Consider the following 14566-nt stretch of genomic DNA (forward strand, 5'->3'; position numbering starts at 1 on the left):
TTCACCGTGCGCGGCGCGCTTTGGCCTCGGCGTCGGCCCAGGCCCGCTGGGCCGGGGTCAGCGACTGGCTGCCCGGTCCGGTGGTGGCTGTGCCCTTGTTGGAAGTCCCGCTGCCGGACCGCCACGCATGTGTGATCGCCAGCGCCAGGGCGTCGGCGGCATCGGCCGGACGCGGCGGTGCGTCGAGGCGGAGGATTTTGGTCACCAGCTTGGTGACGGCGTCCTTGTTGGACGTTCCGCTGCCCGTGACGGCGGCCTTGACCTCGGACGGGGTGTGCAGTGCCACCGGGATCCCGCGGCGCGCGGCGGCGGCAATCACCACGCCGGATGCCTGCGCGACTCCCATCACGGTGCTGACATTGAGTTGGGAGAAGACGCGTTCGACGGCGAGGACGTGGGGTTCGTACTTGTCGAGCCAGTCATCGATGGAGGTGGCGATGACCAGCAGCCGCTGGTCGAGGCTTTCCTCGGGCGAAGTTCCGACGACGCCGAACGCCACCATGGTGGCGCGCCGGTTCTTCTCAACGTCCACGACGCCGATCCCGCAGCGGGTAAGGCCCGGATCGACGCCGAGGACGCGAAGGGTCACTCGGCTTCCAGTGCGGCCTGCACTTCGTCGCTGAGGTCGGCGTTGCTGTACACGTTCTGGACGTCGTCGAGTTCTTCGAGGGCGTCCACGAGCTTCAAGAATTTCTTCGCGGCCTCGAGGTCCAGCGGCACCTGCATGGACGGCACGAACTCCGCCTCATCTGTCTCGTAGTCGATGCCGGATTCCTTGAGCGCGTCGCGGATGGCCTGGAGGTCGGTCGGCTCGGAGTGGATCTCGAAGCTGTCGCCGTTGTCCTTGACTTCTTCGGCGCCGGCGTCGAGGACCGCCATCAGCACGTCGTCTTCGCTGAGGCCGTTCTTCGGAAGGGAGACAACGCCCTTACGGCTGAAGAGGTAGCTGACCGAACCCGGATCGGCGATGGTGCCGCCGTTGCGGGAAATGGCGAGGCGGACTTCCGAGGCGGCACGGTTCTTGTTGTCCGTGAGGCACTCGATCAGCAGCGCCGAACCCTGCGGGCCGCGGCATTCGTACATGATCTCGGTGTAGTCGACGACCTCGCCGGTGAGGCCGGCGCCGCGCTTGATGGCGCGGTCGATGTTGTCCGCCGGGACCGACGTCTTCTTGGCCTTCGTGACGGCCAGTTCCAGGCTCGGGTTGCCGGCAAGGTCAGGGCCGCCCATACGCGCGGCGACTTCGATGTTCTTGATCAGCTTGGCGAACGACTTGGCGCGGCGGCTATCGAGGATGGCCTTCTTATGCTTGGTCGTCGCCCATTTGGAGTGGCCTGACATGCTTTACGCTTCTCCTCTGATCATTCGAATAAACAGTTCGTGCACGCGTTTCTCCCCCGTCACTTCCGGGTGGAAGGAGGTGGCCAGCAGCTGGCCGGAACGCACAGCAACAATTCTAGCCGTCCCGTCCAACGACTCAGGGTGGCCGGCCCGGGACGGTTCCACCCTGGCGAGGACTTCCACGCCGTCCCCGACGCGCTCAACCCAGGGCCCGCGGATGAAGACCGCATGGACCGGGGCCACGCCGTGCTCGGTGGCGCTGAATTCCAGCCCCTTGAAATCGAGGTCCGTCTCGAAGGATTCACGCTGCCGGCCGAACGCGTTGCGGCGGACTGTTATGTCCAGGCCGCCGAAGGTCTGTTGCGGATTCCCTGCGAGGTCCTTGGCCGGATCGGCGATCTCCTTGGCCAGCAGGATCATGCCTGCGCAGGAGCCGTAGACCGGCAGGCCGCCCTGGATGCGGTCACAGAGCGGGCCCCGAAGCTCGAAAATCCTCGACAGCTTGTCGATGGTGGTCGATTCCCCGCCCGGAATGATGAGGCCGTCGAGGTCGTCGAGCTCGGACGGACGGCGCACGCCGACGCCGGTGGCGCCGGTTTCCTGCACCGCGTGCAGGTGCTCGCGGAAATCGCCCTGCAGAGCCAGGACTCCGATCCGCAGGCCTGCACCCACGCGGGAAGGAAGCGCAGAAGGGGGTTTGGTCATTCGAACAGCATAGTGCGCCGGGCCCGGCGGAAGCGCACCGGGACGGCACACGGACGCCGGCCCGACACCCGCCCGGCAGGCTTCCATGCCGCCGCTGGGATATATTACAGAGCATGTTTTACTTCAGTGTTCCGCTCGGCAAGCTGGTCCGCAGGGTCTCTCGGCTCAGAGGCGGGGGCTCTGCGCTTCCGGGGCTGGTGGTCGAGAAAATCGATCCCGGCTTCATGCAGAGGACACTGTCCACGCTGCCCCTCGGCGTCGCCGTCGTCAGCGGGACGAACGGCAAGACCACCACCACGAAAATGGTAGTGGAACTGCTGGAAAGCCAGGGCCTGAAGGTCTTCACCAACCGCACCGGCAGCAACTTCACCCGCGGCGTCGCCGCCGCCCTGCTCGGTGAGGTGGATTGGCGCGGCCGGCTGAAGGCCGACGTCGCGGTGCTGGAACTGGACGAGGCCCACGCTGTGCACTTCGTCAACCAGGTGCCGCCCCGCTACTGCCTCCTGCTCAATGTCCTGCGGGACCAGCTGGACCGCTTTGGGGAGATCGACAAAACCGCGCAGCTCCTGGAGCACGTCGCGTCCAAGACCACCGGCACCGTCGTGCTGAACCGGGAGGACCCCCGGGTGGCCCGGATCGCGGACACCCTCGACGGGCCCGAGGTCGTGTACTTCGGGCTGGACGACACCCTGCTGAGCACCTTTCCCAATGATGACGAGATGCGGGCGGCCCCCGGCAGCCCGGTTCCGCCGCCCCGGAAAGGCCGCAGGCCGACGTCGTCCTGCGCCGGGTGGGTACGGACGACGCTGATTTTGAGTACGACGGCGTCACGGTCACCACCGGGATGAAGTTGCGCGGGGTCTACAACATCTTCAACGCGGCGGCTGCCCTGGCCCTGGCCCGGTCCATCGCCGCCAAGGGGAAAGCAGCGGTTGCGGATAGCGACGGCCTGCTCGCGGCGCTGTCCCGCGTGGCGCCGGCGTTCGGCCGCGGTGAAAGCCTCGTGGTCGACGGCCTGCCGCTGGAACTGGTCCTGGTGAAGAACCCGAGCGGCTTCCGGCTGGGCCTGAAGTCCTTTCCGGCCGCGGGCTACGCGACCATGATCGCGATCAACGACAATTACGCCGACGGTAGGGACATGTCCTGGCTCTGGGACGTCGAATTCGATACCCTGCGGGAAGGCGGTGTGGACCAGTTGAGCGGCTCGCGCGCCTACGACATGGCCCTGCGGCTGCAGTACGATGACGTGCCCCTCGGCGCCGTGAACACCGAGATCGCGCCCGCACTGGCGGCCTTCATCCGCGACGCCAAGGACAAGCCGAAACGGATCTTCTGCACCTACACAGCCATGCTGGCGATCCGCCGCGAGCTGTCCAAAATCACCACAGTGGAGGTGGTCTCATGACCCCCCAGTCCCCGTCCGGCGACTCCGATGCGCAATCCCGGCAGCACCTCTCCTTCGGACACAAACTGCCGCCCGAGGAACCCGCTGCGAGCAAGGGAACCATCCGCGTCCTGCAGCTCTACCCGCGGGACATGAACATCTACGGCGACTGGGGCAACGCCCTGGTCCTCGCCCAGCGCCTCCGCTGGCACGGCTACACGCCGGAGCTCCTGGAATACAACGTGGGCGACGACTTCCCCGCGGACGTGGACCTGATCGTCGGCGGCGGCGGGCAGGACAGCGGACAGCTCGTAATCCAGGACGACCTGCTCTCCCGGGAATCCACCTTGAAGGATCTGGCCGAGGACGGTACGCCGATGCTGGTGATCTGCGGCCTGTACCAGTTGTTCGGGAGGTTCTTCAAAACCCGGACGGGCTCGGTCATTCCCGGAATCGGCATTCTGGACGTGGAAACGCACGGGACTGACGAGCGGCTGATCGGCAACGTCGCGGTGTCCTCACCGGAGTTCGGCAGCATCCTCGGGTACGAAAACCACAGCGGCCAGACCGCCCTGGGACCGGGCGTCGCCCCGCTGGGGACAACGGCTAAGGGCACCGGCAATAACAGCAATGACGGCCAGGAAGGCGCCCGCTACCGCAACATAGTGGCGAGCTACCTGCACGGTTCGCTGCTGCCAAAGAACCCGAACCTGGCAGACTTCCTGATCCGGACCGCCGTCGAACGCAAGTACGGCAGCTTCTCCCCGGGCAGCCCGGACGACTCCTTTGCGGTCCTCGCCCGCGAGCACGCGGCCCGCCGGCCCCGCTGACGCATGAGCTGTCGCATCATGCGGACGGGAAGGGTGATCTGATGGAACGCTTTGGCGAGGAGCGAACGGCCGACATGCGGATTGAGCGCGATGACCCCGGGCGCGACGACGTCCAGCGGCTCCTCGCCGGGCATCTGGCGGACATGTACGCTACGTCGCCCGCGGAAAGCGTCCACGCGCTGGACCACGCGGCGCTTTCCGGCCCGACCATCACCTTCTGGACCGCCCGGCAGGAAGAGGAGCTCCTCGGCTGCGGAGCACTGAAGGAGCTCGGACCCGGCGAGGGCGAAATCAAGTCCATGCGCACGGCGGCCCACGCGAGGGGCCGGGGCGTTGCCACGCTTTTGCTCGCCCGCATCCAGGCGGACGCCAGGGACAGCGGTTACACGCGGTTGTTTCTGGAAACCGGAAGCCAGGAGTTCTTCGCCCCCGCCCGCCGGCTCTATCAGCGGCACGGATTCAAGGAATGCGCCCCGTTTGCCGACTATGCCCCGGACCCGAACAGCGTTTTTATGACCCGCGACCTCAGCCTCGGGATCCGTTAACGAACGCCAGGACGTCGCGGGCCACCCGGCCGCTGGACCCGACCCGGAGATGCCCCTGCCCCTCGTACCAGACCAGGGTGCAGTCGGGGATCAGCCTGGCCGTTTCACTGGCCACCTCAGCCGGGAAGAACCTGTCGCTGCCGCCGCAGATCAGCAGGACCGGCCCCCGGATCTTGGGCAGCACGGACCGCGAGTTGAACGTCCGTTCCGCCCTTGCCTCGGTCAGGAGGTCTTCCGGCGGGTAATCCGAACCGGCCGACAGCCCGCCGCCGATGAGGGGTCCCATGAGCCGGCGCAGCCACCGCGTGCGCTTGCCCGTCAGCAGGTACTCGGCGAAAACCGTCCCGGCTCCCCCGGCGTCGCCCCCGGCCAGGGCCTCGGCCATCCGGGAGTCGATGTCCTTGCCCCAGTCGCTCAACTCGGCGGCGGTGATGATGAGGGCGATCCGATCGAAGGAGTCCGGGTGCAGCGCTGCCAGATACTGCCCGATCATCCCGCCAAACGATTCGGCGACGACAAGGTCGACCCGGCCGCCGAACTCCTCATCGATCACCTGGGCGTAGTCCTCCGCCATGTCGGCCATGGTGTACCCCGACGGCATGTTCCTGCGGCGGGTGACGATCCAGACGGCGAACCCGGCGGCCAGGTACGGGTCGAATTGCCGCCGGAACATCCGGCGCAATAGCCCCCGCGGTACCGCACTGCCGGGACCGCCCTGGATGAACAGCAGGGTCTTTGGACCGCTGCCCCAGCGCAGGTAGTCCATTCCGTTCCGGAATGTTCCGTCCCCGGCAACACCGTCGACCTGATCCGTCCTGGCCATCAATGCCTCCTGTCCCCTGCGCGGCGGGAGGTGCCCGCCGCGCCGCGCCGTCACCGGCTGATGTAGCTGCCCCGCAGCAGTTCCGCGAACTCCGCGGGCCGGGATGCCGGCCACCAGTGGCCGCTGTCCACCCGGATCACGGTGAGGTCCTGCACCCACGTGTCCAGCCCCTCCACGAGGCCTGGCGCCAGGAAGGAATCCCTGAGCGGCACCACCACCTGGACAGGAATCGTCACGGGTCCGCCTGCCGGCCAGTTTTTGCCCGCGAAGAAGTTGGCGCGGTAGAGGGCGAGCCCCCGGATGGGATCGTCACCGACGTCGCGCTTCGCCGTCTGCTCATAGCGGCGGGTAAGGAACAGCCGCCAGGCGGCCTCCGGCAGCTTCGGGAGCAGGAAGGCGGCGATGTACCAGCTGCGGGCCAGTTGCCCGGCCAGCTGCGGCCATGCGCTGGGACGCGAAAACCGGCCCTGCACCCAGCGGGCGAAGTGCCGCAGGTCCGGGCCCGAGATGCTCGTGTACCGGGCAATCCGCCTTGCGGTCCGCGGATCCTGCACGGCCGCCCAGCCCTGGATCGATCCCCAGTCATGTCCCACCAGATGGACGTCGGCGGCGCCGACGGCCGCCAGCACGGCGAACAGGTCATCCACGAGCGTGGCCAGGGTGAAGTCCCCCGGGACGTCGACGACGGCGGATGCGCCGGCGTTCCGCGTGTCGTAGGCCACCACGTGGTGGGTCCGTGCGAGGTCGCGGATCGCGGGCAGGTACACCCGGTGGTCGTCCGGGTAGCCGTGCACCAACAGCAGCGTCGGCACCTCCGGCCCTGGCTCCGGGCCGAACTCGAACACTACGAGGTCGGCGCCCTTCGAGGCGACCGTGCGCCGTCGTTCATTAAAGTCTCCATGGTGCCCAAGCTTAGGGCTCCCTGGAGATGAGCAGTTCATGGGCACCGTCCGCCGCGGCACCCCGTGACTCCACGACGGATTTGGTGCGCTGCCGCGTTGCGGCGTCCGCGGCCGCATCGGCGCACGGACCCTGCGGGGCGTCGGCCGCCACCGAGCACCAGCGGTAGGGTCCGCGGACCATCACCGATGGTGCCCAAGCCAGGTCCGAGGCAGCCCACGTCCCCGCGGCGTCCTGGCTGAACTGCGCCCGGACCAAAAGACCTTCGTTGTTCACCACATACCAAGGCGAGAGTTCGGTGATGCCGTTGCCGAGGCCGTAGACGATCCAGGTTCCCGTGTACTTCTCAATCGGGAGCACGGAGTGGCTGTGGTGTCCGTAGATCATGCTGAACTGGCCGCTGTCCACGAGCGCGTGGGCGACGTCCTGCTGCTGGGCGTTCGGTTCGCTGGAGTACTCGTCGCCGGCGTGCAGGGCTCCGAGCACGATGTCCGCGCCCAGGGCCCGGGCCCGGCGCGCCCTGGCGATCATCGCCTCCGGTTCCAGCAGGTCCACCTGCCACGGCCGCTCGGGGCTCTGCCCGTTGAGGCCGTACGCGCCGGCCACCACCGCGATCCTGGCCGCGGGGGTCTGCAGGATCAGGACGCCCCGCGATTCGGCCTCCGTGCGGTAGGAGCCGGTGTGCTGCACTCCGGCGGCGTCGAGGGCATCGAGGGTGCGGACGAGTCCCTCGGTGCCGCGGTCGATGGTGTGGTTGCTGGCCGTCGTGCAGGCCTGATAGCCCACGGCGCGTGCGGCGGGGATGATCTGCGGCGGCACGTTGAAGGAAGGATAGGCGGAGAAGGGCCCCGCTGGGTCCGCCACGGGGGTCTCCAGATGGCAGATCGCGAGATCGCTCCGCGCGAGGTACCGCCGCTGTCCTTCCAGCAGCGGACCAAAGTCCAGCCCCGGCACGCCGGCGCTGCGGGCGTCCTCGCGGGCCTGCTGCCAGAGCTGGGCGTGGACCAGCATGTCCCCGGTGACAACGACGCTGGCGCACCGCACGGCGGCGCAGCCGGGCCCCTTGCCCGGCGTCGGGGTCGGCGTCGGGGCTGCCGGCAGCGGCGCGCCGGACGAAGACCCCGCCGCGTCCCCCGCTGTCCCGCCTGCGCCGGCCGAGGAACCCCGGGTGTTGTCGTCCGGCCCGGCGAACAACCCGCAGGCGGCCAGCGAGGCCATAAGTGCCGTCGCGGCGGCCGCCGCGCGCAGCCGGCCGCCCGGCGTTGCCGAGGTGTTCCCCATGCCGGACATCCTATGGTTCCGGCGTTCGAAAACGCTGCAGCCCCCGTTGAGAACTTTCCGCTTGCATGAAAGAGTTCCTTCATGACCAACCCGCTACTGCGCCCCAGCACCCTGCCGTTCGGCCTGCCCCCGTTCGCGGAGATCCTCGACGAGCACTACGCCGAAGCCGTGGAGGCCGGCCTCGCCGAGCAACTGGCCGAAATCCGGGCGATCGTCGAGACACCGGAGCCGGCGTCCTTCGAGAACACCGCCCTGGCGATGGAGCGCTCGGGGCAGCTGCTGCAGCGTGCGGCGGCGTCGTTCTTCACCCTCGTCTCCGCCGACGCCTCGGACACCATCCGCGAGCTGGAGACCCTGTTGTCCCCTCGCTTCTCGGCCCACCAGGACGCCGTCTACCTGAACCACGGACTTTTCGAGCGCTTCGCCGCCATTCCCACGGACCAGCTCGATCCCGAATCCGCCCGGCTCGTCGAGGAATACCTCAAGGAGTTCCGCCAGTCCGGCATCCAGCTCGACGAGGCGGGCCAGGAGCGGCTCAAGGCCGTCAACGCACAGCTCGCCGGGCTGGGCACAGAATTCGGCCAGCGGGTCAAGGAGGGGATGAAGTCCGCGTCCCTGCTTTTGGACGACGCCGCCGAACTCGCCGGACTGCCGGCCGACGACGTCGCCAGCGCTGCCGAGGCGGCCCGCTCCGCCGGCCACGAAGGCAAGTTCCTGCTCACCCTCATCCAGCCCAGCAACCAGCCAGCGCTGGCTGCCCTGGAAAACCGGGACGTCCGACGGCGGCTGTACGAGGCCTCGATCGGGCGCGGCAGCGGCGGCGGCAGCCTCGATGTGCTGGACCTGGTCAAGCAGATGGTCCGGCTCCGGGCGGAAAAGGCCAGCCTCCTTGGCTTCACCAACTTTGCCGAGCTCACCGTGGACCAGCAGACCGCCCCCGATTTCGGGGCGGTGCGGACCATGTTGAACAGGCTCGCCCCCGCCGCCGTCCGGAACGCCGACGCCGAGGCGGAAGCACTCGCCGGGGTCGCCGGGCACCCGGTGGAGGCCTGGGACTGGGCGTACTACTCGGCCAAGGTCAAGCGGGAACGGTACGCGGTGGACGAGCAGGCCCTGCGCCCCTATTTCGAGCTGGACCGCGTCCTGAACGACGGCGTGTTCTTCGCCGCCAGCGCCCTCTACGGCATCACCTTCTCCGAACGCACCGACCTCGTCGGCTACCACCCGGACGTGCGGGTGTGGGAAGTCCGGAATTCCGACGGCACGGAACTGGGCCTGTTCCTGGGTGACTACTACACGCGTGAATCGAAGCGCGGCGGGGCTTGGATGGACTCCCTCGTCGACCAGTCCGGGCTGCTGAACACCCGATCCGTGGTGATCAACACCCTCAACATCTCCAAGCCGCCGTCGGGTGAGCCCACGCTCCTGACCCTCGACGAGCTCCGCACGACCTTCCACGAATTCGGCCACGCCCTGCATGGCCTCTTCTCCTCGGTGACGTACCCGCGATTTTCCGGTACCTCGGTGCCGCGGGACTTCGTGGAGTATCCCTCGCAGGTCAACGAGATGTGGATCATGTGGCCGGAGGTACTGGCCAACTATGCCCGCCACTACGCAACCGGCGAGGCGCTGCCGCGGGAGGTGATCGAGAAGCTCGACGCGGCACGGCTCTGGGGCGAAGGCTTCGGGACCACCGAATACCTCGGCGCGGCCCTGCTGGATCTTGCCTGGCATGTACTGGACGCCGCCGGGGTGCCCGAGGACGTGCTGGAGTTCGAGGCCAAGGCGCTGGCCGCCGCGGGAGTGGCGCACAGCCTGATCCCGCCGCGCTACCGGACCGGGTACTTCCAGCACATCTTCGCGGGCGCCGGCTATGCCGCGGGCTACTACTCCTACATCTGGAGCGAAGTCCTGGACGCCGAGACGGTGGAGTGGTTCAAGGAAAACGGCGGGCTCAGCCGGGCCAACGGCGACTTCTTCCGGGCCGAGCTGCTTTCCCGCGGCAACAGCCGGGATCCGCTCGAGTCGTTCCGCGCCTTCCGTGGCCGCGACGCCGAACTCGGCCCGCTGCTGAAGCGCCGCGGCCTGGACTGACCTTTCATCGAGTGCTCCGTAGACGCCCTTTAGGAGCCTGATAAGGGCCGTTACGGAGCAATCGATTGCGACGACGGCGGCCGGCCACCTGAATAGGTGACCGGCCGCCGTCGTGATTAATACTCAGGCGACAATCGCGCCCGACTCTCTTGGCTTAATAAGAGAGACTGCAGAGGCTCCATGGACGAGGCGCCTTGGCGCCGAGTCTGTGGAGAAGCAGTCGAACGCTACCAGCCGCGCTCGGCGAGGCGGTGCGGCTGCGGGATCTCGTCCACGTTGATGCCGACCATGGCTTCGCCCAGGCCGCGGGAGGCCTTGGCGATGACGTCCGGGTCATCGAAGAAGGTGGTGGCCTTCACGACGGCGGCGGCACGCTGGGCCGGGTTGCCGGACTTGAAGATGCCGGAGCCGACGAACACGCCGTCGGCGCCGAGCTGCATCATCATCGCGGCGTCCGCCGGGGTGGCGATGCCGCCGGCGGTGAACAGGACGACGGGGAGCTTGCCGCTGGCGGCAACTTCCTTGACCAGTTCGTACGGAGCCTGCAGTTCCTTGGCGGCGACGTAGAGCTCGTCCTCGGCCAGGCCCGCGAGCCTGCGGATCTCGGCGCGGATCTGGCGCATGTGGGTGGTGGCGTTGGAGACGTCGCCGGTTCCGGCCTCACCCTTGGAGCGGATCATTGCCGCGCCCTCGTTGATGCGGCGCAGGGCCTCACCGAGGTTGGTGGCACCGCAGACGAAGGGAACCGTGAAGTTCCACTTGTCGATGTGGTTGGTGTAGTCGGCGGGGGTAAGGACCTCGGACTCGTCGATGTAGTCCACGCCGAGCGACTGCAGGACCTGGGCTTCGACGAAGTGGCCGATCCGGGCCTTCGCCATGACCGGTACGGACACGGCTTCGATGATCTTGTCGATCATGTCCGGGTCGGACATGCGGGACACGCCGCCCTGGGCGCGGATATCCGCGGGAACGCGTTCCAGCGCCATCACGGCCACCGCACCGGCATCTTCGGCGATGAGGGCCTGCTCGACGTTGACGACGTCCATGATGACGCCGCCCTTGAGCATCTCCGCCATGCCGCGCTTGACGCGGTTGCTGCCCGTCACGTTCTGGGCGGACGCGCCGGCTTCGCTGCTTACATCTGGTGTAGACACAAAAACCCCTATGGGTAGATAGATGACCTCGCCGGGGCGCGGACGGCATACAGCTGCCGTGCTCGCACACACCGGATTACCGGATCCATTGGCCGGTAATGCTAATACTAGTCCCCTGCCGCGACGCCGCTGAATTCCCGTTACACGCGCAGGAGGGCGGATACCGGGACCTTCAGGCGGTCTGTTCCGAGGCCGTGCCTTCGGGCTCCGCGAGCGACTGGGAATGCACCGCGATGATCCGCTGCACCACTGTCACCAGGCTGGCCAACGCCAGCAGGCACAGAGTCGCCAGTAGCACCACGGTTGGCAGGCCAAGGCCGGTAAAACCGGTGACCACGAGGACGGAGACGAGCCTCTCGGCGCGCTCGGCAATGCCCACGTTGGCGTGGAAACCGAGCGCTTCGGCCTTGGCCCGGGCGTAGGAGACCACCATCCCGAGGACCAGGCAGACCAGGGCGGCAACCGCGATCGGCGTGTCCGCACCACCGGTGAAGAACCAGACTGCGACGCCGGCGAACAGCGCGCCGTCGGCCACACGGTCCAGGGTGGAATCCAGGAAGTTGCCCCAGCGGCCCCCGCGCTGCTGCATCCGGGCCATGATGCCGTCAACGACGTCGGAGAAGATGAAGGCCGTGATGAACAACGTGCCCCACCAGAGATGGCCCAGCGGGTAGAACACCAACGCACCGACGACGACGCCGAGGGTTCCGACGATGGTGACGGCGTCGGGCGAGACGCCGATCCTGAGCAGCCAGCGGGCCAGCGGGGAGAACAATGCGGTGAAAAATCCGCGCGCGTGCCTATTCAGCATCTGACTCCCCGGCAGGAGTTTCCCGTTCACCGGCAGCAGGGCTTTTCCGTGCGCTGCCGGCGGCCTGCGGACTGCCGGACTCCTGCGGCCAGGCGTCCGCAACCTGCTCGCGGACCTCCCCGAGGGTCTGGGTGATCGCCTTGGTCTGGGCAATGATGGGGAAGAAGTTCCCGTCACCGCCCCATCGCGGCACGACGTGCTGGTGCAGGTGCGCGGCGACGCCGGCCCCGCCGGTGACACCCTGGTTCATGCCCAGGTTGAACCCGCTGGGATTGGCCACCTTGCGCAGCACCCGCATGGCAGTCTGGGTCAGCTCGGCGAACTCCGCCGTTTCCTCCACAGTCAGGTCCGTGTAGTCCGGGACGTGCCGGTACGGGCAGACCAGCAGATGCCCCGGGTTGTACGGGAACAGGTTCAGCACGACGTAACTGGTCCGGCCCCGGTAAACGATGAGTGAATCGTCGTCGTTCCGGTCCGGTGCCACGCAGAACGGGCAGTCGTCCTGGTTCTTGAACTGGTGCTGGCCGCCCTTGATGTACGCCATGCGGTGCGGGGTCCACAGGCGCTGGAAGGCGTCCGGCACCCCGACCAGGCCAAAGTCATCCGTCACGACGTCATCGCCCGGATGCCCCGGACCGGCTCCTGGAGTCTCCTGCACGCCGCGCCCCTAGCTGGTCCGGTTGCGGACTGCGTCGACGATCCGCTGGACGGCTTCGGCCACCGGCACGCCGTTGTCCTGGCTGCCGTCGCGGAAACGGAAGGACACGGCGCCGGCTTCGGCGTCGTCTCCCCCGGCGATCAGCACGAACGGGATTTTGTCCTTGCTGGCCGTACGGATCTTCTTCGGGAAACGGTCCGAGGAGATGTCCACTTCGGCACGGATGCCGGCGGCCTTGAGCTGGTCGACGACGTCGAACATGTAGTCGTTGAACGCTTCGGCCACCGGGATGCCGACCACCTGCACAGGTGCCAGCCAGGCCGGGAAGGCGCCGGCGTAGTGCTCGGTGAGCACACCCATGAACCGTTCCACGGATCCGAACAGGGCGCGGTGGATCATCACGGGGCGCTGGCGCGTGCCGTCGGCGGCCTGGAACTCGAGCTCAAAACGCTCCGGCAGGTTGAAGTCCAGCTGGATCGTGGACATCTGCCAGGTGCGGCCGAGGGCGTCCTTGGCCTGCACAGAGATCTTGGGGCCATAGAATGCGGCTCCGCCCGGATCCGGGATCAGCTCCAGGCCTGAGGCTTCGGCTACTTCGGCGAGCGTGCGCGTGGCTTCGTCCCAGGCGGCGTCGTCGCCCACGAACTTGTCCTCGTTCTTGGTGGAGAGCTCCAGGTAGAAGTCGTCCAGGCCGTAGTCCTTGAGCAGCCCAAGCACGAAGTTCAGCGTGCTGGTGAGCTCGTCCTTCATCTGCTCGCGGGTGCAGTAGATGTGGGCGTCATCCTGGGTCATGCCGCGCACCCGGGTGAGGCCGTGCACCACACCGGATTTCTCGTAACGGTAGACGGAGCCGAATTCGAACAGCCGCAGGGGCAGTTCGCGGTAGGACCGTCCCCGGGACCGGAAGATCAGGTTGTGCATGGGGCAGTTCATCGGCTTCAGGTAATAGTCCTGGCCGGGCTTGCGCACCGTGCCGTCTTCGTTCATTTCCGCGTCGATGTGCATCGCCGGGAACATGCCTTCCTTGTACCAGTCAAGGTGGCCGGAGACTTCGTAGAGGTGTCCCTTGGTGATGTGGGGGGTGTAGACGAAGTCGTAGCCGGCATCCACGTGGCGCTGGCGGGAGTAGTCCTCCATGGCCTTGCGGATGATCCCGCCCTTGGGGTGGAACACCGGCAGGCCCGAACCCAGCTCGTCCGGGAAGGAGAACAGGTCCAGCTCAGCGCCGAGTTTGCGGTGGTCCCGGCGTTCGGCCTCGGCGATGCGCTCCTGGTAGGCCTTGAGCGCCTCCTTGGTGGGCCAGGCGGTGCCGTAGATGCGCTGCAGCTGCTGGTTGTTCTGGTTGCCCAGCCAGTAGGCGGCCGAGGACCTGGTCAGGGCGAACGCGTTGGAGATGAGCTTGGTGTTGGGCAGGTGCGGGCCGCGGCACAGGTCGCACCAGATGCTGTCGCCGCTCTTGCGGTCCACGTTGTCGTAGATGGTGATGTCACCGGCGCCGACCTCGACGTTGACGCCTTCACCGGCATCGGCGGCTTCGTTCTTCTTGCCCAGCAGTTCAAGCTTGTAGGGCTCGTTCTTCATCGCTTCGCGTGCCTCGTCCTCGGACACCACGCGTCGGACGAACTTCTGGTTCTGGTTGATGATCTTGAGCATCATCTTTTCCAGGGTCTTCAGGTCTTCCGGGGTGAACGGCTCCTCGACGTCGAAGTCGAAGTAGAAGCCGTCGGTGATGTACGGGCCGATGCCGAGCTTGGCGTCGGGGCGCAGCTGCTGCACGGCCTGGGCCATGACGTGGGCCGTGGAGTGCCGCAGGACGTTAAGGCCGTCCGGGGAATCGATGGTGACGCCCTCGACCGTGGCGTCCTCGGGCAACGGCTGGTCCAGGTCCAACAGAGCGCCGTTGATGCGGGCCACAACGACGTCGCGGCGCTCAAAAAAGAGTTCCGCGCCGGTGGTCCCGGTAGTCACCTTGGTCTCTTCGCCATCGACGAGAAGGGTGATCTGCTGGGCATCTGACACGGGTGTCTCCTATTCAAAGTT

13 protein-coding genes and 1 pseudogene are annotated in these 14566 nt (G+C 67.3%); 4 read left to right on the forward strand and 10 right to left on the reverse strand.

The features are described from left to right. Position 1: 1 nt before the first annotated feature. From ruvC to pdxT, 3 genes are read right to left on the reverse strand one after another with little or no spacing between them, the layout of a single operon-like run. A complete protein-coding gene (ruvC, locus tag OM977_RS10720; RefSeq protein WP_264353962.1) occupies positions 2-589 on the reverse strand; it encodes a crossover junction endodeoxyribonuclease RuvC in 588 nt (195 codons plus the stop codon). Then, complete coding sequence (locus OM977_RS10725; RefSeq protein ID WP_264353963.1) at positions 586-1341, reverse strand: YebC/PmpR family DNA-binding transcriptional regulator; 756 nt, start codon at positions 1339-1341, stop codon at positions 586-588. The genes ruvC and OM977_RS10725 overlap by 4 nt, the downstream gene beginning before the upstream one ends. A 3-nt stretch (positions 1342-1344) precedes the next feature. Next, positions 1345-2046, reverse strand: a complete 702-nt coding sequence (gene pdxT / locus OM977_RS10730; RefSeq protein WP_264353964.1) for a pyridoxal 5'-phosphate synthase glutaminase subunit PdxT — start codon at positions 2044-2046, stop codon at positions 1345-1347. 113 nt (positions 2047-2159) lie between these two features. Between pdxT and OM977_RS19685 the strand changes: the two are divergent. The 3 genes and pseudogenes from OM977_RS19685 (at position 2160) to OM977_RS10750 (ending at position 4805) form a co-directional block, all read left to right on the forward strand. Beyond that, positions 2160-3451 (forward strand): annotated as a pseudogene (locus OM977_RS19685) (MurT ligase domain-containing protein). Between the two features lie 131 nt (positions 3452-3582). Then, entirely contained in the window at positions 3583-4260 is a 678-nt protein-coding gene (locus tag OM977_RS10745; RefSeq protein ID WP_264357381.1) for a type 1 glutamine amidotransferase, read from the forward strand. Positions 4261-4301: 41 nt separating this feature from the next. Then, entirely contained in the window at positions 4302-4805 is a 504-nt protein-coding gene (locus OM977_RS10750; protein ID WP_264353967.1) for a GNAT family N-acetyltransferase, read from the forward strand. Here the strand turns inward: OM977_RS10750 and OM977_RS10755 are convergent. From OM977_RS10755 to OM977_RS10765, 3 genes are all read right to left on the reverse strand, one after another. Then, positions 4786-5628: an alpha/beta fold hydrolase gene (locus OM977_RS10755; protein ID WP_264353968.1), complete on the reverse strand. Its 843-nt coding sequence runs from the start codon at positions 5626-5628 to the stop codon at positions 4786-4788. The two genes, OM977_RS10750 and OM977_RS10755, sit on opposite strands and share 20 nt — an antisense overlap. Positions 5629-5678: 50 nt before the next feature. Continuing rightward, positions 5679-6473 carry an alpha/beta fold hydrolase gene (locus tag OM977_RS10760; protein ID WP_264353969.1) on the reverse strand — a complete coding sequence of 265 codons (795 nt, stop codon included), beginning with the start codon at positions 6471-6473 and terminating at the stop codon, positions 5679-5681. A gap of 67 nt (positions 6474-6540) precedes the next feature. Beyond that, positions 6541-7809 carry a CapA family protein gene (locus tag OM977_RS10765; RefSeq protein WP_264353970.1) on the reverse strand — a complete coding sequence of 423 codons (1269 nt, stop codon included), beginning with the start codon at positions 7807-7809 and terminating at the stop codon, positions 6541-6543. Positions 7810-7890: 81 nt separating this feature from the next. Between OM977_RS10765 and OM977_RS10770 the strand changes: the two genes are divergently transcribed. Beyond that, positions 7891-9903 (forward strand): M3 family metallopeptidase, encoded by a 2013-nt coding sequence (locus tag OM977_RS10770; RefSeq protein ID WP_264353971.1) that lies wholly within the window; start codon positions 7891-7893, stop codon positions 9901-9903. A 227-nt stretch (positions 9904-10130) separates the two neighbouring features. Here OM977_RS10770 and pdxS read toward each other — a convergent pair whose 3' ends face one another. From pdxS to thrS, 4 genes are all read right to left on the reverse strand, one after another. After that, complete coding sequence (pdxS, locus tag OM977_RS10775) at positions 10131-11057, reverse strand: pyridoxal 5'-phosphate synthase lyase subunit PdxS (protein ID WP_270102931.1); 927 nt, start codon at positions 11055-11057, stop codon at positions 10131-10133. Positions 11058-11229: 172 nt separating this feature from the next. Then, positions 11230-11868: a phosphatidylinositol phosphate synthase gene (pgsA, locus tag OM977_RS10780; protein WP_264353972.1), complete on the reverse strand. Its 639-nt coding sequence runs from the start codon at positions 11866-11868 to the stop codon at positions 11230-11232. Beyond that, complete coding sequence (locus OM977_RS10785; protein WP_264353973.1) at positions 11858-12526, reverse strand: HIT family protein; 669 nt, start codon at positions 12524-12526, stop codon at positions 11858-11860. Before OM977_RS10785 ends, pgsA begins: the two co-directional genes overlap by 11 nt. 9 nt (positions 12527-12535) lie before the next feature. Further along, on the reverse strand, positions 12536-14545 hold the full coding sequence (gene thrS / locus OM977_RS10790) for a threonine--tRNA ligase (protein WP_264353974.1): 2010 nt from the start codon (positions 14543-14545) through the stop codon (positions 12536-12538). Positions 14546-14566: the final 21 nt, after the last annotated feature.

The sequence above is a fragment of the Pseudarthrobacter sp. MM222 genome (assembly GCF_947090775.1).
GTDB lineage: Bacteria > Actinomycetota > Actinomycetes > Actinomycetales > Micrococcaceae > Arthrobacter.